Origin of the sequence: Pantoea sp. Fr+CA_20 (genome assembly GCF_024520835.1) — a bacterium.
Taxonomy (GTDB): Bacteria; Pseudomonadota; Gammaproteobacteria; order Enterobacterales; family Enterobacteriaceae; genus Pantoea; species Pantoea allii.
Genome location: NZ_JALNPN010000007.1, coordinates 80291 through 103167 on the forward strand (window position 1 = coordinate 80291; position 22877 = coordinate 103167).

The following is a 22877-nucleotide window of genomic DNA, read 5'->3' on the forward strand; positions in this document are numbered from 1 at the left end:
CATTTCACAGGTACAGGTTGTTATGCAAGAAACCAACAAGCTCAAACGCGGACTGAGCACGCGCCACATCCGTTTTATGGCGCTGGGATCGGCGATTGGCACCGGGCTGTTTTACGGCTCGGCGGACGCCATCAAGATGGCAGGACCGAGCGTACTGCTCGCCTATATCATTGGCGGCGCGGTGGCGTACATCATCATGCGCGCGCTGGGTGAGATGTCAGTCAACAACCCGCAGGCCAGCTCGTTTTCCCGCTATGCGCAGGATTATCTTGGTCCGCTGGCGGGCTACATCACCGGCTGGACCTACTGCTTTGAAATTCTGATCGTGGCTATCGCGGACGTAACGGCGTTCGGTATCTATATGGGCGTCTGGTTTCCGGAGGTCCCGCACTGGATCTGGGTGCTCAGCGTGGTGCTGATCATCGGCGCGGTCAATTTAATGAGCGTGAAGGTGTTTGGTGAAGTGGAGTTTTGGTTCTCCTTCTTCAAGGTCGCCACCATCGTTGTGATGATCCTGGCCGGGTTTGGCATGATCATCTGGGGGATAGGCAACGGTGGCCAGCCCACCGGCATTCATAACCTGTGGACCAATGGCGGCTTTTTTGCGCACGGTCTCGTGGGAATGTTGCTGTCGCTGCAGATGGTGATGTTTGCCTACGGTGGCATTGAAATCATCGGTATCACGGCGGGTGAAGCCAACGATCCGGCCACCTCTATCCCGCGCGCTATCAACTCCGTCCCGATGCGTATTCTGGTTTTTTATGTGGGTACGCTGTTTGTCATTATGTCGATTTATCCCTGGAATCAGGTGGGCACCAACGGCAGCCCATTTGTTCTGACATTCCAGCATATGGGGATTGCGGCGGCAGCGTCTATCCTGAACTTTGTGGTGCTGACGGCCTCGCTGTCGGCGATCAACAGCGATGTGTTTGGCGTCGGACGTATGCTGCATGGCATGGCACAGCAGGGCCATGCACCCAAAATGTTTATGAAGGTCTCTTCGCGCGGTATTCCCTGGGTGACGGTGGTGGTGATGATGTTTGCCATGCTGATTGCGGTGTACCTCAACTACCTGATGCCAGAAAAAGTCTTCCTGGTTATCGCCTCGCTGGCGACTTTTGCCACCGTCTGGGTTTGGATCATGATTCTGCTGTCACAGATGGCGTTTCGACGCAAGATCGGCAAAGCCGCCGCCCGTGGGTTAACCTTTGCGTTGCCTGGCGGAAGCTGGACAGCAGGCTTTGGCGTGGCATTTCTGTGTTTTATTATTGGCCTGATCGGCTACTTCCCGGACACCCGCATTTCACTGTATGTCGGGATGGTATGGATTGTGGTACTGCTGCTGGGCTATAAGCTGGTGCGTAAATAACGCGGTTGATTTGTCCCAGCCCGGATATCAACGGGTTGGGACAACACAGGATTGGCGGTTAAGCAAAATAAAATCGGCGAAATGACTCGCCGAAAACAGATATGGCAAATGAAACAAATAGAGGGATGATTGACGAAATCATGCTAATGCAAAACGCGCCGCCATTAAATAAGTTGCCGTAAAATAAGACAAAGGCCAGCGCTACGCCCGGCGAAACCGTCCGGGCCGCGTGGGTTATCCGTCCGAAGACGGCAATATCATGCTGACCGGAACGCGCGCGCTGTTATCTGTCTGCTTACCCAACTGCGTAACGGCCGCCTGTAACGGGCAAAGTGTTCCGACCGCTGTGATTTTGCATCCGGGTTGCCGCCATTCCTGACGCAACAGGGGATGGCTGTCGCTCACCGGTTGCAAGTGACGCAGACCATCCAGACTTTGTGCCTGAAAATAGAGGCGCAGGTAGCGCTGATGCGTATTTCGGTCCCGCCAGCGTTCCAGCACCAGGCTGCTTCCCGGTGGAATATTACCGCGCGTATAGCCGGGCAGTTGCCATTCAAATCCCATTAAGCGGCGCACCATCGCAATGTTGGTGTCATGTGCCACCAAAAGCAGCCAGCGCACGTCCGGATCATTACCTTCAATAGCCTCAAGCATCTGTGACAGCAGCAGGGAACCGTGACGTTGTGCCATGTAGAGCACATCATTGCTGAGATCATAATTGGCTGTCAGCAGCGGGAGCAGGGCGGTGATCTGTTGGGCGGACGTAATGTGCCCCCAGGCCAGCTTCGCGAACGGTAAATTTTCGCTGTAACCCAGCCGCAGTGTCTCGACCATGGCGGCCATGGCGCTTAAGCCTTCAACATAAACGCTGCCGCTTTTTGTCTGTTTGAACTGCCAGGGGCGATCGAAAAACGGACAATCGCTGCTGGCCGGACATACCGACTGTTTAAGCAGCGCAATCGCAGGCTGAAGCTGCTGCTGACGTTGGGCTAAATCGCCCGCCACGCGCTGTTTTGCCGCCAGTTCGCGCTGCGGATCGGTCTGGGCAAAGGGGAGCTTCTCCGTCTGAAACAGCGGATCGACATCGCCCTTAACGGTATGAACGGTAACGCCACAGCCGGGAAAGGCACCGTCCACCAGCGCCTCGGCGGTAGCGCGCGTTCGCTGCAGCGGGCTGGCGCGCACGTAGAGCGCTGTCGCATCAGGGCAACCCGCGTTGAGTAAACCCAACTGGCGATAGTGCTCCCCTTCCCAGCGTGCCTTATTCACCACCGCGCTGTAGCCATGGCCCGTCAGTTCACCGTCTGCCGTGCTCCAGACGTACCATGGCTGCTGGCTTGCCGCTTCAATCTCCTTACGATTACCGGGCGTCGGCGGACGTACCCCGTGTCGGCTCAGTTCTACCACTTTCTCAAGTTGGTATTCCGGAGCCGCGTGCAGAGGCCCCGCCAACAACCACAACGCGCAGAGCGCAATTAAGCGCCGGGGAACATGGGCAGGCATCATCAATCCTCAATTTCATGCGTCGCAAGCAGCGCTTTAATTTGCGGATAGATTACCGCATTCGCCAGCAAAACAGGATTGCCCTTTTTCAGACCGTCGTTGCGCAGATAATCGTTGGTCACGCCGCCGGCCTCACGCATTAACACGATGCCGGGCAGGCTGTCCCAGGGATGCATATGTGCTTCATAATAGCCAATCAGACGGCCTGCAGCGGCCCAGGCACTGGTTAAAGCCCCGGAGCCGATGCGAATAAACATCCCACCTTGCCTGAGCAGGGCATCGATGAGCTGCGTCACTTTTTCACCGGGAACCCGGCTGGAGTTACTGATCCCCAGCAGGCCTTCATTGAGGTGCCGGGCTTTATGCACTTCGAGCCGGGTCTCGTTGAGCCAGGCGCCGTTTCCTTTGCGGGCGTGAAACAGCTCGTGATGATTGGGATCGCAAATCACGCCAACGACCGGCTCGCCATCGCACACAATCGCCAGCGAGACGCACCAGTTATGCAGGCCGTTAACAAAGCAGGCTGTGCCATCAATGGGATCGATCACCCATACAATACGGGCACCTTGCGTGTCACCGCCGCTCTCCTCGCCTAAAACGGCATCATCTGGATAACGTTCTGAGATCAATGATTTAATTAATTCTTCAACGTTGCGGTCAGCTTCACTGACCACATCCTGAAGATCCCTTTTATGTTCCACCACCAGTTTTTGACGCTGTTGATACCATGACCAGGCGCGGCTTGCCGCCGCACGGGCGATTTCGCAGGCGTAATGATAGCGCGCGTCAATTTCAGAATGCGAAGCGGATGACATGTTTCCCTCTTATGATTTTAAACCATATCGGATAAAGGAAGCGCCTGAACAGGCGGTCTGACAGTGAGAGCAAGGTAAATCATAGTTAAGCAAGGCTTATTAAGCCGCAGACCGGAAGCAATGGCAATACGGCTGTATGACTGACTGCGCGCTTTTTCAGCGTTACAGGTTGATGGCGCAATGAAAAGCGCTCACAAACCTGATGTAAAAAGGAGGGGGAGGTTATAGCTGCTGCTCGACAGCCAGCGTCATCAGGCGCGGATAGAACTGGAAAAAGCAGGCTTCAAACGCAGCATAATGCGCCCTAAAGTCGTGGTAAGAGTCGCGCAGAGCGGCCAGTTTTGGCCGACGGCTCGCCATCCCGTTCAGCACCCGTTCAAGACGCTGTGGATCAGCGTAATGCTCGAACCAGCGTTCACGCCACATCACCGCATTGAGGGCTTTAAATTCGTCAGGCGTGGCCGCCAGTTGCGGAACGATTTCGCTTTCGGCTTTGGCGGTAAATTGTTGCAACGTGTGTGCCTGATGAAAGCGATCCCAGTGGCGCGCCAGAAAATGGTCCCAGATAACATCCAGGGTAATGGGTGCGACACGGTAGGTTTCAGCCCGAAACAGCTGACGCGCCTCTCGCACTTCCGGCAAGGCATCGGTCATAACATCCAGGCGACGATGCATCAGAATGCCGTCGGCCACCGGTTTGGGCCAGTGTTGATGCGGCGCACCGCGAACGAAATCCGCCATCAGATTGCCGAGTAGCGAGCTGTCTGCAAGATGGGCTAAGTGAAGATGAGCAAGAAAATTCATGCGCTATTATAAGCGCAACTCGCTTTGCGCAGCCAGTTGTTCAGAATTGAGCGATTTTCCGCTAAACTGTGCCGCCTGTTTTTCTGAGTAAGAAGTCTGTCATGCGTGTCGCCGATTTTGCTTTTGAATTGCCCGAATCCCTTATCGCCCATTATCCCCAGGCGCAGCGTAGCGGTTGCCGCTTACTGTCGCTGGACGGTACAAGTGGTGCACTGAGCCATGGCGTGTTTACCGATGTGCTGGACAAGCTGCAACCTGGCGATCTGCTGGTGTTTAACAACACGCGCGTGATCCCGGCCCGGGTGTTTGGTCGCAAGGCAAGCGGCGGTAAAATCGAAATGCTGGTTGAGCGCATGCTTGATGACAAGCGCGTTCTGGCACACGTAAGGGCGTCCAAAGCGCCAAAGCCTGGCGCAGCGTTGCTGCTGGGCGACGATGAAAGCGTTAACGCCACGATGGTCGCGCGCCACGATGCCCTGTTTGAGATTGCGTTTGAGGACGATCGGGCCGTTCTGGACATCCTCAACAGCGTAGGTCATATGCCGCTGCCGCCGTATATTGATCGTCCCGATGAAGAGGCCGATCGCGAGCTTTACCAGACGGTATACAGCGCGCGCCCGGGGGCCGTCGCGGCCCCGACCGCCGGTCTGCACTTTGATGAACCCCTGATTCAGGCGCTGAAAGACAAAGGCGTTGAAATGGCCTTTGTCACCCTGCACGTCGGGGCAGGAACGTTCCAGCCGGTGCGCGTAGAAACGATTGAAGAACACCATATGCACGCCGAATATGCGGAAGTACCGCAGGAGGTTGTGGATGCGGTGCTGGCCTGTAAAGCCCGTGGCAACAAGGTCGTCGCGGTGGGGACAACCTCAGTACGCTCGCTGGAAAGTGCAGCCAAAGCCAGCCAGGATGCGCTGATTGCGCCGTTCTTCGATGACACCCAAATCTTTATCTATCCGGGCTATGAGTATCAGGTGATTGATGCGTTGATCACCAATTTCCATCTGCCCGAATCGACGTTGATCATGCTGGTATCGGCCTTTGCCGGTTATCAGCACACCATGGCTGCTTATCGTGCGGCGGTGGCGGAAGAATACCGTTTCTTCAGCTACGGCGACGCGATGTTTATCAGCAAAAACCCACAGGCTCCGCGGGAAAAAGTGGGTGCCTGATCTGTTTACTTTGAACATCGGACTGTTTCTCCGATGGAGGTCTTGTGAAATTTGAACTTGATACCACAGACGGTCGCGCGCGTCGCGGTCGTCTGATTTTCGATCGTGGCGTGGTGGAAACCCCGGCGTTTATGCCCGTGGGCACCTATGGCACCGTGAAGGGCATGACGCCGGAAGAAGTGCAGGAAACCGGCGCGCAAATTATTCTGGGCAACACTTTCCACCTCTGGCTGCGTCCCGGCCAGGAAATCATGAAGTTGCACGGCGATTTGCATGATTTTATGCAGTGGAAAGGCCCCATTCTGACCGATTCTGGCGGCTTCCAGGTGTTTAGCCTGGGTGACATTCGTAAGATCACCGAAGCCGGTGTCCATTTCCGCAATCCGATCAACGGTGACGCGATTTTCCTCGATCCGGAAAAATCGATGGAGATCCAGTACGACCTGGGATCGGACATCGTGATGATCTTCGATGAGTGTACGCCGTACCCGGCAGACTGGGATTATGCCAAGCGCTCTATGGAGATGTCTTTGCGCTGGGCGCAACGCAGTCGTGACCGTTTTGACAGCCTGGGGAACAAAAATGCGCTGTTTGGCATTATTCAGGGCTCGGTTTACGAAGATTTACGTGATGTCTCTGTGAAAGGTCTGGTAGAGATTGGCTTTGATGGGTACGCTGTGGGCGGCCTGGCGGTCGGTGAGCCTAAAGAGGATATGCACCGTATCCTTGAGCATGTTTGCCCGCAGATTCCCGAGGACAAACCCCGTTACCTGATGGGCGTCGGTAAACCTGAAGATCTGGTTGAAGGCGTGCGTCGCGGCGTGGATATGTTTGACTGCGTCATGCCAACGCGTAATGCGCGTAATGGCCACTTATTTGTGACCGATGGCGTGGTAAAAATTCGCAATGCGAAGCATAAAGACGATGTTTCGCCGCTGGATGCGGAGTGTGATTGTTACACCTGTCGCAATTACAGCCGTGCGTACTTGCATCATCTTGATCGCTGTAACGAAATACTGGGCGCACGTCTGAACACGATTCATAACCTGCGCTATTACCAGCGTTTGATGGCGGGTTTACGCCAGGCTATCGAAGAGGGTAAATTAGAGCGCTTTGTTAGCGAGTTCTACCAACGGACGGGCAAAGCGGTTCCGCCTTTAACGTCTGATAATTCATCAATGAGGGAAATTTAATGAGCTTTTTCATTTCTGACGCTGTGGCTGCAGCAGGCGCACCGTCTCAGGGAAGTCCGTATTCTCTGGTGATCATGCTGGTCGTCTTTGGCCTGATCTTTTACTTCATGATCCTGCGCCCGCAGCAGAAGCGTGCAAAAGAGCACAAGAAGCTGATGGATTCTATCTCCAAGGGTGATGAAGTCCTGACGAACGGTGGCCTGGTGGGTCGCGTAACAAAAGTGGCAGAAACCGGCTACATTGCTATTGCGCTGAACGACACTACTGAAGTGGTTATCAAACGTGATTTCGTGGCTGCCGTCCTGCCGAAAGGTTCTATGAAGGCGCTGTAATTTTTACTTCCCTAAGGGAACTGCCGTGTTAAATCGTTATCCTTTGTGGAAGTACATAATGCTGGTCGTGGTGCTTGTCATTGGCCTGGTGTATGCACTTCCCAACCTTTATGGTGAGGATCCGGCTGTTCAGATCACTGGCGCGCGCGGAAGCGCCGCCAGTGAGCAAACGTTGGATCAAATTCAGAACGTATTAAAACAAGACAATATTCAAACTAAGTCTGTTGCCCTGGAAAATGGCGCGATCACTGCGCGTTTTGCCAATACGGATGTGCAACTGCGCGCCCGTGAAGCGATCATGAAGGCGCTGGGCGAAAACTATGTGGTTGCCCTGAACCTCGCACCGGCAACGCCGCGCTGGCTGGCTCTGCTGGCGGCACAGCCAATGAAGCTTGGCCTCGATCTGCGTGGTGGTGTGCACTTCCTGATGGAAGTGGATATGGATACTGCCCTGAGCAAACTGCAAGAGCAGAATGCTGACAGCCTGCGCAGCGACCTGCGCGAAAAAAATATTCCCTATACCAACGTCAACAAGATTGCTAACTACGGCGTGGAAATTCGTTTCCGTGATGCTGCCAGCCGCGATGCTGCGGTGAAGTGGTTGTCATCCCGTCATCAGGACCTGGTCATCAACAGCAGCGGCGATGATTCGCTGCGTGCCACCATGACCGATGCGCGTCTCAGCGAAGCACGTGAATACGCTGTTCAACAGAACATCACTATTCTGCGTAACCGTGTCAACCAGCTGGGCGTTGCTGAACCCCTGGTACAGCGTCAGGGTTCTGACCGCATCGTGGTTGAACTGCCAGGTATTCAGGACACCGCACGTGCCAAAGAGATTTTGGGCGCGACAGCGACGCTGGAATTCCGTCTGGTTAACACCAGCGTGGACCCAAGCGCCGCCGCCAGTGGCCGCGTACCGGGCGACTCGGAAGTGAAAGACACGCGCGACGGACGCCCTGTGGTGCTCTATAAGCGTGTCATCCTGACGGGTGACCATATTACCGACTCCACATCCAGCATGGATGAGTACAACCAGCCTCAGGTGAACATTTCACTGGACGGCGCGGGCGGTAATATTATGTCTAACTTCACCAAGGACAACATCGGTAAGCCGATGGCGACCCTGTTTGTGGAGTACAAAGACAGCGGTAAGAAAGATGCTAACGGTCGAGCCATTCTGGTGAAACAGGAAGAGGTGATTAACGTCGCCAATATCCAGTCGCGCCTTGGCAACAGCTTCCGTATTACCGGTATCGGCAACCCGAACGAAGCACGTCAGCTGTCGCTGCTGCTGCGCGCCGGTGCGCTGATTGCGCCTATCCAGATTGTGGAAGAGCGTACCATCGGTCCAACCATGGGTCAGCAGAACATTACTCAGGGTCTGGAAGCCTGCCTGTGGGGCCTGGTCGCCTCTATCCTGTTTATGGTGCTGTACTACAAGAAAGTGGGCCTGATTGCCACCAGCGCGCTGCTGGCAAACCTGGTGCTGATTGTCGGTATTATGTCCCTGTTACCGGGTGCGACGCTGACGATGCCAGGCATTGCCGGTATCGTCCTGACGCTGGCGGTGGCAGTCGATGCTAACGTACTGATTAATGAACGTATTAAAGAAGAACTGCGCAACGGGCGTTCCGTACAGCAGGCAATCCACGAGGGCTATAAAGGCGCCTTCTCCAGTATTGTCGATGCTAACGTAACCACCCTGATCAAAGTGGTGATTCTGTATGCGGTGGGTACGGGGTCCATTAAGGGCTTTGCGATTACAACGGCTATTGGTATCGCAACCTCAATGTTCACATCGATTGTCGGTACCCGCGCCATCATTAACCTGATGTACGGTGGCAAGCGCGTCAAAAAGCTGTCTATCTGAGGAGTGCGTTGTGGCACAGGAATATAACATTGAGCAGTTAAACCACGGCCGTAAAGTCGTCGACTTTATGCGCTGGGATACGCTGGCATTTATTATTTCGGGATTGTTAATCATCATCTCGATTGCCATTGTTGGCGTACGTGGCTTTAACTGGGGTCTCGATTTCACCGGCGGTACGGTGATTGAGATCAACCTGGAGAAACCTGCCGATCTCGACACGATTCGTGGCGAGCTGGTTAAGGCCGGTTTCCAGGAGCCGCTGATCCAGAACTTTGGCAGCAGCCGTGACGTGATGGTGCGTATGCCACCAGTTACTGGCCCTGCAGGCACCGAGTTAGGTAATAAAGTGGTGACGGTAATTAACCAGACCACGCAGCAAAACGCGACGGTAAAACGTATCGAGTTTGTTGGACCCAGCGTAGGCAGCGATCTGGCGCAGGCCGGTGCGTTAGCTTTGATGTCGGCACTTATTGCGATTCTGATCTATATCGGTATTCGCTTTGAGTGGCGTCTGGCGCTGGGTACGGTGCTGGCGCTGGCACATGACGTGATCATCACCTGTGGCCTGCTGTCGCTGTTCCGGGTGGAGATCGACCTCACCATTGTGGCCTCGCTGATGTCGGTTATCGGTTATTCGCTTAACGATAAAATCGTGGTGTCGGACCGTATTCGTGAGAATTTCCGCAAGATCCGCCGCGGGTCCTCTTACGATATTACCAACGTGTCCCTGACCCAGACCTTGAGCCGTACCTTGATCACCTCGCTGACGACGTTGGCGATGATCCTGATTCTGTTCATCTTTGGTGGTGCGCTGCTGAAAGGCTTCTCGCTAACCATGCTGATCGGTGTCACTATTGGTACGATTTCATCGATTTACGTCTCTTCAGCGCTGGCGCTGAAGCTGGGCATGAAACGCGAACACATGCTGGTGCAGAAAGTCGAGAAAGAGGGCGCAGACCAGCCTTCAATCCTGCCGTAATCTGTGCATGATGGAAAAGCCGCCAGCGCAATCTGGCGGCTTTTTTTTGTCGTTAAGACCTGGGCGCAGCCGTTTTGGCCAGCACCTGGTGAACCCGGACATAGCCGAGCTGCTCTGGCGTAATACCGCTCAAACGTAACGGAACCGTGACCGAACTGCGCGGCGTCAGCGCGGTGGGCACCGCGATGGTCTGAGTCAGGCTGTCGGCTTCAAGCGGCTTGCCCGTTGCGGGATCAAGCTGGCCCCATACCACGGTGGCCTCCAGCGCAGGCAGCGGCTGATTATCGCGTGTCTGCAGGGTCAGGTTAGCGTGTGATCCGCCAGCTTCTGCCTCAACCTTTGATAACGATAAGCGCAACGTACCGGCCTGGGTTTGCAATTCAACAGGCGTATTGGCCTGCGGTAATAGCCATGCGCCCTGCTGCGAGTGCGCGTTAAGCTGTCCCTGAATCTCCACCGCGCCTGCCTGGCTGGTGAGCTGCTGCATCTGCTGATTGAGTTGGCTGACTTCCTGATGGAGCTGTTTCACCTGCGGCTGTTGCGTTGTGCTGCAACCACTCAACAGAACCAGCGACAGGGCCGCAGGTGCCCAAACCGTCCTGATCATCATTTATCCTTTTCCGTTATAGAGAAATACCTAAAAACCGCCCCGGCACAGGTTGTCCGTGGGGCTGCAATGATTTATCGAAATCAATGGCGTTCACGTATCCGGTCGTGCCTTTTAACCTGACCGTTGCCGACATCACGTTATCTTCTACGTGAGCGATGGCGTCAAGACTGCCTTTAGCGACCAGGCGTTTCTTTTTCCGTTAACGGAATAGTCTGACGACCTGAGGTTCACCCTTGACGTCCCCATCCAGATTCTTTCTGTCGGGTAATCCGGCCGTGTAAACCCACTGCCGTGTTGCGTCCGGGTCATCGCCAGCAAGCAAGCCGCACCGGCGTTTGTGCCGGCTTCTTTGCAAAGATAACGCCTGCTGCCGGGGATAACATTTAGCGCATGACGCGGTAAGCGGCCTGCTTTTTGTCTTCGTGAGCGTTTTGCTCCCTCAGGCTGTAAGGACGACAGGGTAAAGCACGGGAATCGATTTTGTTGACCTGCAGTTCGCGCTACACTGTATGACCTATTTATCTCGTGTCAGGAAACGTCATGCATTGCCCATTCTGCTCCGCTGTAGACACTAAAGTGATTGATTCTCGTCTGGTTAGTGAGGGTTCATCAGTGCGGCGCCGTCGTCAATGTCTGGTGTGCCATGAGCGTTTTACGACGTTTGAAGTGGCTGAGCTGGTGATGCCGCGCGTGGTGAAAAGCAACGATGTGCGTGAACCTTTCAATGAAGACAAACTCGCCAGCGGCATGATGAAAGCGCTGGAAAAGCGTCCGGTCAGTGCGGATGCGGTAGAGAGTGCGGTAAGCCATATTAAAACCCAGTTGCGCGCGACCGGTGAACGTGAAATCCCCAGCAAGCTGATTGGGAACCTGGTCATGGATGAACTGAAAAAGCTCGATAAGGTGGCCTATATTCGCTTTGCTTCCGTTTATCGCAGCTTCGAAGATGTGCGTGATTTTGGCGAAGAGATTGCCAGATTACAGGATTAAATCATGACTGATGAACACGCTATGGCGCGCGCGCTGGAACTGGCGCGGCGCGGCCGTTTTACGACCACGCCCAATCCGAATGTCGGCTGCGTGATTGTACGCGACGGCCAGATTGTTGGAGAAGGCTGGCACCAGCGCGCCGGTGAACCCCATGCAGAAGTGCATGCGCTACGTATGGCGGGTGACCGCGCCCGGGGGGCGACCGCCTATGTGACGCTGGAACCCTGCAGCCATCACGGCCGCACGCCGCCCTGTTGCGACGCGCTTATTGCCGCTGGCGTAACGCGGGTAGTCGCAGCCATGCAGGACCCCAATCCGCAGGTGGCTGGGCGGGGATTGCATCGTCTGCGCCAGGCGGGCATTGAGGTCAGCCACGGACTGATGATGCAGGAAGCGGAAGCCCTGAATCGCGGTTTTCTGAAACGCATGCGCACCGGCTTTCCCTGGATACAGTTAAAACTGGGCGCATCGCTGGACGGCCGCACAGCAATGGCAAACGGTGAAAGCCAGTGGATCACCTCGGCGGCTGCCCGGCGGGATGTACAGCGGTTGCGCGCCCAGAGCTCTGCCATCCTCAGCACGAGCGCAACGGTTCTGGCGGATGACCCTTCGTTAACGGTGCGCTGGTCAGAACTGGACAGCGACAGCCAGCGCCTGGTGGATGAAGCACAGCTGCGTCAGCCGGTCAGAGTGATCGTCGATAGCCAGAATCGCGTAACGCCTCAGCACAAACTTATTGAACAATTGGGCGAAACCTGGCTGATGCGTCAGCAGGCCGACGATCTGCGCTGGCCCGAAACGGTCACGCAAATTCCTGTTCCGCTGCGCGACAGCCAGCTGGATTTAGTGGCCCTGATGATGGTGCTGGGCCAGCGGCAAATTAACAGTGTCTGGGTGGAAGCGGGTGCCACGCTGGCGGGTGCGCTACTTCAGGCAGGCCTGGTTGATGAGCTGATTTTATATGTCGCCCCGAAATTACTCGGCAATGACGCACGTGGTTTATGCCAGCTGGCGGGCCTGACAGCGTTGGCCGATGCGCCAGTCTTTGCCTTCAGCGATATCCGTCAGGTCGGCAGCGATGTGCGCCTGACCCTGACACCGCAATAACAGAGGCGGAAAAGCGAGAGCACGCCGCCAAAGAGTATGTTAGAATCCGCCCCCCTGCGCGGGGCCAAACAAACCCCTGAAAGGATATGTATGAAAGTTATCGAAGCTGCCGTTGCAACGCCTGAGGCAAACATTGCCATCGTTATCGCGCGTTTTAACAACTTCATCAATGACAGCCTGTTAGACGGCGCAGTCGATGCCCTGAAGCGCATCGGCCAGGTCAGCGATGACAATATCACCGTTGTCTGGGTGCCTGGTGCTTATGAACTGCCGCTGGCAGCGCGTGCGCTGGCAAAAACCGGCAAATACGATGCCGTTATTGCTCTGGGTACCGTGATTCGTGGTGGCACTGCGCACTTCGAATATGTCGCAGGCGAAGCCAGCTCCGGTATTGCCAGCGTTGCCATGGACTGTGATATTCCTGTGGCATTTGGCGTACTGACGACCGAAAATATCGAGCAGGCCATTGAGCGTGCTGGAACCAAAGCGGGTAATAAAGGTGCCGAAGCGGCCCTGACCGCGCTTGAAATGATCAACGTATTGAAAGCCATTAAAGCCTGATTTTTGTAAGGGGAATTTTGTGAAACCTGCTGCTCGTCGTCGCGCCCGTGAGTGCGCTGTCCAGGCGCTTTACTCCTGGCAGTTGTCCAACAACGACATTGCCGATGTGGAATACCAGTTTCTGGCGGAACAAGACGTCAAAGACGTCGACATTACCTATTTCCGCGAACTGCTGACCGGTGTGGCGACCAACAGCGCGTACCTGGATGGCTTAATGAAGCCCTATCTGTCGCGTCAGCTTGAAGAGCTGGGGCAGGTGGAAAAAGCCATTCTGCGTATTTCGCTGTATGAATTGAGCAAGCGTTCTGATGTGCCCTACAAAGTGGCCATCAACGAAGGTATCGAACTGGCGAAAGTATTTGGTGCCGAAGACAGCCATAAATTTGTCAACGGCGTACTGGATAAAGCCGGTCCACAGATTAGACCCCAACGCAAATAATCAATAAGGCCGGCTTGCCGGCCTTTTTCATTAATGGTTAAGCGGAACGCAATTATGTCATGTGGTGAATTTGAACTCATCGCACGCTACTTCAACCGCAGAACGCGGAGCCGCCGTGATGTCGAACTCGGCATCGGCGACGATTGCGCGTTGCTTAGCGTGCCCGAAAAACAGACGCTGGCGGTCAGCACCGATACGCTGGTTTCAGGCGTCCACTTCCTGCCTTCCATCCATCCTGCCGATTTAGCCTATAAATCTCTGGCGGTTAACCTGAGCGATTTGGCTGCAATGGGGGCCGATCCTGCCTGGCTGACGCTGGCGATGACCTTGCCTGAGGTCAATGAAGCCTGGTTAAGCAGCTTTAGCGAAAGCCTGTTCGACCTGCTGGAATATTACGACATGCAACTGGTCGGCGGTGACACGACGCGCGGGCCGCTCAGCCTGACGCTGGGAATTCATGGTTTGATCCCGCACGGCAAAGCATTGAAACGATCGGGCGCTAAACCGGGCGACTGGATCTACGTGACCGGCACGCTGGGTGACAGTGCCGCCGGACTGGCGTTATTACAACATCACTGTCGCATTGACGATCCGGCGATACATGAAGCCCTGATCAAGCGCCATTTGCGCCCGATGCCGCGCATTCTGCAGGGGCAGTCGTTGCGTTCCCTGGCGTCATCGGCCATTGATTTATCGGACGGGTTGATCTCCGATTTGGGTCATGTGCTGAAAGCCAGCGGCTGTGGTGCCAGGATCAATCTTGATGCGCTGCCGCTGTCTTCTGCACTGCGTGAAAACTTTGATGCCGCGCAGGTACTGCGCTGGGCGCTGAGCGGCGGAGAGGACTACGAACTGTGCTTTAGCGTACCGGAAGTCAATCGCGGCGCGCTGGACGTGGCACTGGGCCATCTTGGCGTGCCTTACACCTGTATCGGCCAGATGGCACCGGAGTCAGAAGGACTGTCCCTGCTGGACAACGGCAAACCGACAGAATTCCGCCATAAAGGATTCGACCATTTTGACCACAGATAAAACCCTCGCCAAAAGTCGCCTGCGCCTGCGCAATCCCTGGCATTTACTGGCGACCGGCTTCGGCAGCGGGCTCAGCCCGTTTATGCCGGGTACGGTGGGATCGCTGGCTGCCATCCCGTTTTGGTGGCTCATGACCTTTCTCCCTCATGACCTGTACTCACTGGTCGTGTTATTGGGCATTAGCGTGGGCGTTTACCTCTGCCATCGCACCGCCAAAGATATGGGCGTGCATGACCACGGTAGCATTGTCTGGGATGAGTTTATCGGGATGTGGATTACCCTGATGGCGATTCCGGTTAACAGCTGGCAATGGGTGGTCAGCGGCTTTGTCCTGTTCCGGGTGCTGGATATCTGGAAGCCCTGGCCGATTCGCTGGTTTGACCGTAACGTGCACGGCGGTATGGGCATCATGGTGGATGATATTATCGCAGGTATTATCGCGGCGGCGATGCTGTACGGTACAGGCGTTTATCTGGCGGGATAACCTTGCCGGGTGACGCAAAACAACATCGTCTTAACCTGCATATTGCTTTACAGCACAACGACCGTTCCCGTGCAATCGCGGGAACGGTCGTCACTATCAAATCAGTGCTCAGATTAGCGCATATTCAACAGACAATGCCGCTGCCCGGATAGCGCGCCTCCCTGAAAGTTCCTTACTGATAGCCCGTTGCCGGATGCGGTTGATAAGCCTCTTCCAGTTTGGCGATATCATCTGGCGTCAGCTCGACATTTACCGCGTTGACCAGATCGGCAAACTGCTCTGCACGGGAGGCACCGATAATCGGCGCGGTGACGGCAGGCTTGCTAAGCAACCAGGCCAGAGCCACCTGTGCACGCGTCGCGCCTTTATCTGCCGCAACCTGCGCCAGGCGCTCGGCTATCACGGCGTCGTTTTCCTCGGTTGAGGCATAGAGCGATTTGATGACCTCATCCGACACGGAGCGTGCGGTCGTTTCTCCCCACGGACGGGTAAGCTTGCCGCGCGCCAGCGGACTCCAGGGCAGAACCGCAATGTTTTCCCGCTGGCACAAGGGGTGCATCTCACGCTCTTCTTCACGCTGAATCAGATTGTACTGATCCTGCATGGTGACAAAGCGCGCCCAGCCCTCCTGGTCCTGCAATGCCAGGGCCTGAGCAAACTGGTTGGTATGCATTGAGGAAGCACCGATATAACGCGCCTTTCCTGATTTCACCACCTCGTTAAGCGCATCCAGCGTCTCTTCCAGCGGCGTGTCATAGTCCCAGCGGTGAATTTGCAGCAGATCGACATAGTCCATGCCGAGCCGTTGCAGGCTGTCGTCAATGGATTGCAGGATATTTTGACGGGATAAGCCCTGCGACAGATTGCTCATGGGAAAGAAAACTTTGGTGGCGACCACCACCTCATCACGCCGGGCGAAATCGTGAAGCGCCCGGCCTAAAATTTCCTCGCTACTGCCATCCGAATAGCTGTTCGCAGTATCGAAAAAATTGATCCCGGCGTCGAGTGCCTGGCGGATGAGCGGACGGCTGCTCTCTTCAGGCAGTGTCCAGGCGTGCTTGCCACGATCGGGTTCGCCGAAGGTCATACAGCCCAGGCAAAGCCGTGAAACCCTTAAGTCGGTATTCGCTAATTGAATGGTTTTCATGATGACTCCTGCTATGTCTTTCCCAGGGGATCAAGCATAGCAGGAATACCGCTCTCCGCAGAGAGCGGGGCAGGGAACTATTGCGCCAGCCAGCGACTGATTTGCTGTTGAATACCGTCAACGTCCAGTTGGTAGACGTGACGCATCTCTTCCTGCGTGCCGGGTGGAATAAACTCATCAGGCAGGCCGATATTCAGCACCGGCACACCCAGGCGCTTAGCCATGACATACTCATTCACGCCGCTACCTGCGCCGCCTTTAATCGCGCCTTCTTCCAGCGTAATCAAGGATTCGTGACGGGCCGCCAGTTCAGTGATCAGTGCCGTATCCAGCGGTTTCACAAAGCGCATGTCAACCAGCGTGGCATTGAGCGCTTCCGCCACCTGGCTCGCTTCTGGCAACAGCGTACCAAAGTTGAGGATAGCCAGTTTTTCGCCCTGACGTTTTACCACGCCTTTACCCAGCGGCAGGCTTTGCAGCGGCGTTAATGCCGCGCCGGTGCCGGTGCCGCGCGGATAGCGAACCGCAGCCGGGCCATCCTGATAGTGATAGCCGGTATACAGCATCTGGCGACATTCGTCCTCGTCGCTCGGCGTCATAATCACCATGTCCGGAACGCAGCGCAGGTAGGCGAGATCGAACGCGCCCTGGTGCGTTTGACCGTCAGCACCCACGATGCCGCCACGATCGATAGCAAACAACACCGGCAGCTTCTGAATCGCCACATCGTGAATCACCTGATCGTAGGCGCGCTGCAGGAAGGTGGAATAGATAGCCACCACCGGTTTATAGCCGCCAATGGCCAGGCCCGCTGCAAAGGTCACCGCATGCTGTTCCGCAATAGCGACATCAAAATATTGATTGGGATACTTGCGAGAGAAACCCACCATGCCGGAACCTTCACGCATGGCTGGCGTAATGGCCATGAGTTTGGCATCGTCAGCGGCCATCTCGCACAGCCAGTTACCGAAAATTTTGGAATAGCTCGGCAAACCTTCGGCGCTTTTTGGCAGCTCGCCACTGGCAACGTCAAATTTTGGCACCGCATGCCAGGCGATAGGGTCCTGCTCCGCCGGCGCATAACCTTTGCCCTTTTTGGTCATAATATGCAGGAACTGCGGGCCTTTCAGGCTGCGCATGTTGCTCAGCGTATTCACCAGCGTCAGGACATCATGTCCGTCAACCGGGCCGATATAGTTAAATCCCAGCTCTTCGAACAGCGTACCGGGCACGACCATGCCTTTCAGGTGCTCTTCGGTGCGCCGGACTAACTCTTTGATCGGCGGCAGGCCGGTCAGGACGCGCTTACCGCCCTCACGCAAACGGGCATAGGTTTTGCCAGATAAAATCTGCGCCAGTCGGTTATTCAGGGCACCCACGTTTTCGGAAATCGACATTTCATTGTCATTCAGAATAACGAGCATATCGGACTTGATATCGCCCGCATGGTTCATGGCTTCAAACGCCATGCCGGCAGTGATTGCGCCATCACCGATAACGCAGGCGGTGCGGCGGCCTTTGCCTTCACGTTCGGCAGCCGCAGCCATGCCCAGTCCGGCACTGATGGAGGTGGAGGAGTGGCCCACGCTCAGCACGTCGTATTCACTCTCACCGCGCCAGGGAAACGGATGCACGCCGTTCTTTTGGCGAATAGAGCCAATGCGATCGCGACGACCCGTTAAAATTTTGTGCGGATAAGCCTGATGACCGACGTCCCAGACCAGGTGATCGAACGGTGTGTTATAAACGTAATGCAGCGCCACCGTCAGCTCGACCACGCCCAGGCCCGACGCAAAATGGCCGCTTGAGCGGCTCACGCTGTCTAATAAATACTGGCGCAGCTCGTTGCAAAGCGCAGGCAATTTCTCTTTAGGCAGGGCTCGCAGCGCCTGAACCGTTTCTGCCTGCGCCAGTGTCGGGTATTTTGTAGTATCAAAACTCATCAGTGACTCATCATGGAAGTTATTTATCGCGTTCAATTACGAAGCTCGCCAGCGCCTTCAAGGCTTTAGTGTTATAGGATTTTGCAGAGAGCATATGCAAAGCATCGACGGCTTCCTGATACAAATCCAGTGCCTTAGTGCGGGCATTATCCAGACCCATCAGTGAAGGATAGGTGCTTTTTCCAAGATCTTGATCGGCACCTTGACGTTTTCCGATGACAGCTGTGTCGCCCGTCACATCCAGGATGTCATCCTGCACCTGAAAAGCCAGGCCAATCGCATCGGCATAGCGGTCAAGATGCGGGAGCGCTTCACGACCTTTTTCCCCGGCGGCAAAGGCGCCGAGCCGAACGGCTGCGCGAATTAATGCCCCGGTTTTATGACGATGAATCTGTTCAAGTTGGGTCAGGCCCACTGACTGACCTTCAGCGGCCAGATCTAACGCCTGTCCACCGCACATGCCGGCTACGCCGCTGGCTTTTGCCAGCTCGGACAGCATGGCCAGTCGGTATTCCGCGCTTACGCCCGGCATCGGCTGGTCGGCAAGAATCGAAAAGGCCAGCGTTTGCAGCGCATCCCCGGCAAGGATAGCCGTGTCTTCACCATATTTGATATGGCAAGTCGGTTGACCACGACGCAGGGCGTCATCGTCCATTGCCGGAAGATCGTCATGAATCAGTGAATAGGCATGAATACACTCAACTGCCGCAGCGGGCGCATCCAGGCTGGCGTTGTCGGCGTGAAGCATTTCGCCGGTGGCGTAGACCAGAAACGGGCGCAGGCGTTTTCCGCCTAATAATGCCCCATACTGCATGGCATTCACCAGAGGAGAACTCTGAAAAGGCAAGGCATCTAATAAGCCCGTCAACGCGCGGTTCACCTGCCGGTGATAGGCGTCGAGCAGTTCAGGAAAATCCATTAGCTGTTTTCCGGCGTAAAGGAGGAGAGGTCGGCGTCTTTATCATCGCTGAGTAAAATACGAACGCGCTGCTCAGCCTGTTGCAGCGTCTGTTGGCCGTTGCGTGCTAACTGCACGCCGCGCTCAAATTCATTGAGTGCGTCTTCCAACGGCAGTTCACCACTTTCCAGACGGCTGACAATCTGTTCCAGCTGCTGCAATGACGTTTCAAAGCTGGCTGGCTGTTCGGCTTTTTTCGGCATAGTTAGGATCGACTCACGGTTGGGACGTTATCTTGCAATCGGTCATGGTAGCTGACAGAGAATGATTAGCAAAATAATCAATGCGCATGCTGTTGCAGAAGCAGTCACCGGGTAAAGGTGATATACTCTCGCGCCTCGGATGCGGATGCGCCTGGCACCCCGCAATTTTATGATCTTACCAGCTAAGTGCAGCCTGTTTTAGCACTTATTTGCCCAACGAAGCTGTATCGCCATGAAGTTTATCGTCAAGTTATTTCCCGAAATCACCATCAAGAGTCAGTCGGTGCGCCTGCGCTTTATTAAGATTCTTGCCAGCAATATCCGTAACGTGCTCAAAACGGTCAGCGATGAGATCGCGGTCGTGCGTCACTGGGATCATATTGAAGTGCGCTGTAAAGATGAAGCCATGCGCAGGGTCATTCCTGATGAGCTCATGCGCATCCCCGGTATTCATCATGTCCTTGCGGTTGAAGATCGTGAATATACCGATATCCACCATATTTTTGAGCAGACGCTGGCGCAGTATCGCGATGCTCTTGAAAACAAAACGTTTTGCGTGCGGGTTAAGCGCCGGGGCAAACACAGCTTCAGTTCGCAGGATGTAGAACGCTATGTGGGCGGTGGTCTGAATCAGCACATCGACAGTGCGACGGTACAGCTTAAAAAGCCGCAGGTGACGGTCAATCTGGAAGTGGAAGAAAACCGTTTAACCCTGGTCACCGCACGCTATGAAGGGCTGGGCGGTTTCCCGATCGGCACGCAGGAAGACGTGCTGTCGCTGATCTCGGGCGGTTTTGACTCCGGCGTTTCAAGCTACATGTTGATGCGTCGCGGTTGCCGGGTGCACTACTGCTTCTTTAATCTTGGTGGGGCAGCGCATGAAATCGGCGTGCGTCAGGTGGCGCATTATATCTGGAACCGTTTTGGCCGTTCGCATCGGGTCCGTTTTGTGGCGATTAACTTCGAGCCGGTCGTGGGCGAAATTTTAGAAAAAGTCGACGATGGCCAAATGGGCGTGGTGCTGAAGCGCATGATGGTTCGCGCCGCGTCGATGGTGGCTGAACGTTATGGCGTGCAGGCGCTGGTGACCGGTGAAGCGCTGGGGCAGGTATCCAGCCAGACGCTGACTAACCTGCGTTTAATCGACAATGCCTCTGATACGCTGATTCTGCGTCCGCTGATCTCCCATGATAAAGAACACATCATTAAGGTCGCGCGTGAGATCGGCACCGAAGATTTTGCCAGCACCATGCCGGAATATTGTGGTGTGATTTCCAAAAGCCCGACGGTTAGGGCGGTAAAAGGCAAAATCGAAGCCGAAGAAAGCCATTTTGACTTCTCGATTCTGGAACGCATGGTGGCCGAAGCCACTAACGTTGATATTCGCGACATCGCTGAGCAGACCCAGGAAGACGTCGTCGAGGTGGAAACGGTCGGCTTACTGAACGAAAACGACAGCGTGCTGGATATTCGCTCGGTGGATGAGCAGGAAGACAAACCGCTGCAGCTGGTGGGCACCGAAGTGAAATCGATGCCGTTCTATAAACTCAGCACGCAGTTTGGCGATCTCGATCAGAACAAAACCTGGCTGCTGTATTGCGATCGCGGCGTGATGAGCAAGTTACAGGCGCTGTACCTGCATGAGCAGGGTTTTAAAAACGTCAAAGTTTACCGCCCGTAAGGCGATCCGAGACAGTATGACTGTTTCGGCGGTGCCCGCGTCCACCTGAGAGTGATGCGGGCACCGTGCCCGCTGTATCTGCTGTCTTAACGCCCAATCCTAACTTGCCTGATAATCATAAATGCCGGGTGCCAGTACCAACTGGGCTGCAACCTCACGTGCTTTATCACTGCCTGCTAATAAATCAATTAACTTCAGCGCAAAGTCCATCGCCGTGCCCGGTGCCTGGCTGGTCAACAGATTAACCCGTGGGTCCCATACGACGCGACGCTCCATCCATTTATCCTCCGGTATCCTGTCTTTCAAACCGGGAAAGCCCGTCATATTTCCTACCGGAAACAGGTTGTGCGGCACCAGCACCGTGCCGGCCGCCGCGCAGATGGCGGCAACAATGCGTCCAGACTGATGGAACTGGCGGACGGTTTCTACCAGCAGTGGGCTGTCGCGAAACGTCTCGGCTCCTTTCAGGCCACCGGGTAGCACAATGGCGTCATAGTCATTGTCCGCCACCTCAACCAGCGGCACATCGGCCAGCAACCTTACGCCGCGGGAACAGACAATTTCCCGGCTTCCGTCGCTTTCTACGCTGGCGGTGAGGGTTTTTATACCGCCGCGAACCAAGAGATCTAGCGTGGTCACCGCTTCGATTTCTTCACTGCCATGAGCCAGACAGACCAGTACTGAGGCGCTCGCGCCCATAATAAGACTCCTTGCGTTTAATCATGTCATACAGGCGCGTGTTTTCTGTCAACACTAAGCCGTGCGTGCGTGCGCGGCGCAACAGAAAACCGGTGATGTACTCAATTTCCGTTAGCCGCTGTGCGCGAATATCCTGCAACATCGATGAGGTGTTAGCCGCCGTGGTTTCAATCACATCAAAGACGTGATCCTGCAGGCTCTGACTGGCAACGGACTGGCCTTCGCGTTCCATCACCCAACTGATTTCATCGCATAACGTCGTTATTTCAGCGCTGTAATGACGCAACGCGCCGTTCTGACAGTCGTGCTCCACGCTCAGGGCGTTAATCACGCAGTTAACCGCCAGTTTGCGCCAGCAGGCGGCGCGGATGTTGTCGTGCCAGGCGACGTCGGGCAGTGCGTAATGCAGGATGTCGGCAATCTCACTTCCGCCCTCGCTTTTACGGTTGCCGGGGCCAATGTGCGTGACGCCGTTGGCGACATGCTTGATCACCGTGCCGTCTCGCATAGCGGCGTGCGTGGTGATACCGCGCAGCAGCGGTTGCCGAAGCCCTTTGAGTTCTCCCAGCGTGCCCATCCCGTTGTGCAGCAGCAGGACGGGGCAGTTTTCTGACATCACGCTTTCCAGATTTTTAACGGCGGTCGACACCTGTGGCGCTTTAAGCGTCACCAACAGCAGTTGGCTCTGGGCCAGAAACAGCGGATCGTTAGCGATAAATGTCCGGTTTGACACGCGGCCTAACGGATCAATCACGTTAGCGGAACAGTAGGGCTGAGGCACGCGCAGCCATCCCTGAACATCGTGTCCGCAATGGGCAAGGGCGGTGAGCCAGACCTGACCTAGCGCACCACATCCTAATACGGTTATTTTCATGCTGCCTCCCGCTCGCGGGCTTATTATTTATGCGCTGTGACAATGAGTTAAGTATAGCGCTGCACAGCGTGATTTTATTTAGTGCCGTAAGACGCGTATTATGCATGCC

General features: G+C 55.3%; 23 protein-coding genes. 13 read left to right on the top strand and 10 right to left on the bottom strand.

Annotated features, from left to right (window positions below; all coding sequences use genetic code 11):
- Positions 1-22 precede the first annotated feature (22 nt).
- Positions 23-1369: a proline-specific permease ProY gene (proY, locus tag NR177_RS11290; RefSeq protein ID WP_063878617.1), complete on the top strand. Its 1347-nt coding sequence runs from the start codon at positions 23-25 to the stop codon at positions 1367-1369.
- Positions 1370-1603: 234 nt separating this feature from the next.
- Here the strand turns inward: proY and NR177_RS11295 are convergent, their stop codons facing one another.
- From NR177_RS11295 to NR177_RS11305, 3 genes are all read right to left on the bottom strand, one after another.
- Complete coding sequence (locus tag NR177_RS11295; protein WP_256852923.1) at positions 1604-2875, bottom strand: histidine-type phosphatase; 1272 nt, start codon at positions 2873-2875, stop codon at positions 1604-1606.
- Positions 2875-3687, bottom strand: coding sequence for an inositol monophosphatase (locus NR177_RS11300; protein WP_109717093.1), 813 nt, complete (start codon positions 3685-3687; stop codon positions 2875-2877). The genes NR177_RS11295 and NR177_RS11300 overlap by 1 nt, the downstream gene beginning before the upstream one ends.
- Before the next feature lie 222 nt (positions 3688-3909).
- Positions 3910-4491: an ACP phosphodiesterase gene (locus NR177_RS11305; RefSeq protein ID WP_109717094.1), complete on the bottom strand. Its 582-nt coding sequence runs from the start codon at positions 4489-4491 to the stop codon at positions 3910-3912.
- 101 nt (positions 4492-4592) lie between these two features.
- Here NR177_RS11305 and queA point away from each other — a divergent pair, with 101 nt between their 5' ends.
- From queA to secF, 5 genes are read left to right on the top strand one after another with little or no spacing between them, the layout of a single operon-like run.
- Positions 4593-5663 carry a tRNA preQ1(34) S-adenosylmethionine ribosyltransferase-isomerase QueA gene (gene queA / locus NR177_RS11310; protein WP_109717095.1) on the top strand — a complete coding sequence of 357 codons (1071 nt, stop codon included), beginning with the start codon at positions 4593-4595 and terminating at the stop codon, positions 5661-5663.
- Positions 5664-5707: 44 nt separating this feature from the next.
- Positions 5708-6856, top strand: coding sequence for a tRNA guanosine(34) transglycosylase Tgt (gene tgt, locus NR177_RS11315; RefSeq protein ID WP_063878622.1), 1149 nt, complete (start codon positions 5708-5710; stop codon positions 6854-6856).
- On the top strand, positions 6856-7188 hold the full coding sequence (gene yajC / locus NR177_RS11320) for a preprotein translocase subunit YajC (RefSeq protein WP_006117993.1): 333 nt from the start codon (positions 6856-6858) through the stop codon (positions 7186-7188). Before tgt ends, yajC begins: the two co-directional genes overlap by 1 nt.
- Positions 7189-7213: 25 nt before the next feature.
- Positions 7214-9061: a protein translocase subunit SecD gene (secD, locus tag NR177_RS11325; RefSeq protein ID WP_096012006.1), complete on the top strand. Its 1848-nt coding sequence runs from the start codon at positions 7214-7216 to the stop codon at positions 9059-9061.
- Between the two features lie 10 nt (positions 9062-9071).
- Positions 9072-10040: a protein translocase subunit SecF gene (gene secF, locus NR177_RS11330; RefSeq protein ID WP_063878624.1), complete on the top strand. Its 969-nt coding sequence runs from the start codon at positions 9072-9074 to the stop codon at positions 10038-10040.
- A gap of 52 nt (positions 10041-10092) precedes the next feature.
- Here the strand turns inward: secF and NR177_RS11335 are convergent, their stop codons facing one another.
- Positions 10093-10647, bottom strand: coding sequence for a DUF3251 domain-containing protein (locus NR177_RS11335; RefSeq protein WP_256852958.1), 555 nt, complete (start codon positions 10645-10647; stop codon positions 10093-10095).
- A 543-nt stretch (positions 10648-11190) separates the two neighbouring features.
- Between NR177_RS11335 and nrdR the strand changes: the two genes are divergently transcribed.
- The 6 genes from nrdR (at position 11191) to pgpA (ending at position 15263) form a co-directional block, all read left to right on the top strand.
- Positions 11191-11640, top strand: a complete 450-nt coding sequence (gene nrdR / locus NR177_RS11340; RefSeq protein WP_006117986.1) for a transcriptional regulator NrdR — start codon at positions 11191-11193, stop codon at positions 11638-11640.
- A gap of 3 nt (positions 11641-11643) precedes the next feature.
- Positions 11644-12747 carry a bifunctional diaminohydroxyphosphoribosylaminopyrimidine deaminase/5-amino-6-(5-phosphoribosylamino)uracil reductase RibD gene (gene ribD / locus NR177_RS11345; RefSeq protein ID WP_063878626.1) on the top strand — a complete coding sequence of 368 codons (1104 nt, stop codon included), beginning with the start codon at positions 11644-11646 and terminating at the stop codon, positions 12745-12747.
- A 90-nt stretch (positions 12748-12837) separates the two neighbouring features.
- Positions 12838-13308 (top strand): 6,7-dimethyl-8-ribityllumazine synthase, encoded by a 471-nt coding sequence (ribE, locus tag NR177_RS11350; protein ID WP_109717098.1) that lies wholly within the window; start codon positions 12838-12840, stop codon positions 13306-13308.
- Positions 13309-13327: 19 nt separating this feature from the next.
- A complete protein-coding gene (gene nusB, locus NR177_RS11355; RefSeq protein ID WP_063878628.1) occupies positions 13328-13747 on the top strand; it encodes a transcription antitermination factor NusB in 420 nt (139 codons plus the stop codon).
- A 54-nt stretch (positions 13748-13801) separates the two neighbouring features.
- On the top strand, positions 13802-14779 hold the full coding sequence (gene thiL / locus NR177_RS11360) for a thiamine-phosphate kinase (protein ID WP_096012004.1): 978 nt from the start codon (positions 13802-13804) through the stop codon (positions 14777-14779).
- Positions 14766-15263, top strand: coding sequence for a phosphatidylglycerophosphatase A (gene pgpA, locus NR177_RS11365; RefSeq protein ID WP_063878630.1), 498 nt, complete (start codon positions 14766-14768; stop codon positions 15261-15263). The genes thiL and pgpA overlap by 14 nt, the downstream gene beginning before the upstream one ends.
- Before the next feature lie 172 nt (positions 15264-15435).
- On the opposite strand, the gene NR177_RS11370 is transcribed toward pgpA, so the two are convergent.
- The 4 genes from NR177_RS11370 to xseB all read right to left on the bottom strand — a co-directional run bounded on the left by NR177_RS11370 (position 15436) and on the right by xseB (position 19514).
- Positions 15436-16410 (bottom strand): aldo/keto reductase, encoded by a 975-nt coding sequence (locus tag NR177_RS11370; RefSeq protein ID WP_063878631.1) that lies wholly within the window; start codon positions 16408-16410, stop codon positions 15436-15438.
- A 77-nt stretch (positions 16411-16487) separates the two neighbouring features.
- Positions 16488-18353, bottom strand: a complete 1866-nt coding sequence (dxs, locus tag NR177_RS11375) for a 1-deoxy-D-xylulose-5-phosphate synthase (RefSeq protein WP_241567247.1) — start codon at positions 18351-18353, stop codon at positions 16488-16490.
- Between the two features lie 19 nt (positions 18354-18372).
- Positions 18373-19272, bottom strand: a complete 900-nt coding sequence (ispA, locus tag NR177_RS11380; protein WP_063878633.1) for a (2E,6E)-farnesyl diphosphate synthase — start codon at positions 19270-19272, stop codon at positions 18373-18375.
- Complete coding sequence (xseB, locus tag NR177_RS11385) at positions 19272-19514, bottom strand: exodeoxyribonuclease VII small subunit (protein WP_145393732.1); 243 nt, start codon at positions 19512-19514, stop codon at positions 19272-19274. The genes ispA and xseB overlap by 1 nt, the downstream gene beginning before the upstream one ends.
- Before the next feature lie 232 nt (positions 19515-19746).
- Between xseB and thiI the strand changes: the two genes are divergently transcribed.
- Positions 19747-21195, top strand: coding sequence for a tRNA uracil 4-sulfurtransferase ThiI (thiI, locus tag NR177_RS11390; protein WP_096012000.1), 1449 nt, complete (start codon positions 19747-19749; stop codon positions 21193-21195).
- A 99-nt stretch (positions 21196-21294) separates the two neighbouring features.
- Here thiI and yajL read toward each other — a convergent pair whose 3' ends face one another.
- Together yajL and panE are read right to left on the bottom strand one after the other, a co-directional pair.
- Complete coding sequence (yajL, locus tag NR177_RS11395) at positions 21295-21894, bottom strand: protein deglycase YajL (protein WP_096011999.1); 600 nt, start codon at positions 21892-21894, stop codon at positions 21295-21297.
- Positions 21848-22768 carry a 2-dehydropantoate 2-reductase gene (gene panE, locus NR177_RS11400; RefSeq protein WP_256852924.1) on the bottom strand — a complete coding sequence of 307 codons (921 nt, stop codon included), beginning with the start codon at positions 22766-22768 and terminating at the stop codon, positions 21848-21850. The genes yajL and panE overlap by 47 nt, the downstream gene beginning before the upstream one ends.
- Positions 22769-22877 lie beyond the last annotated feature (109 nt).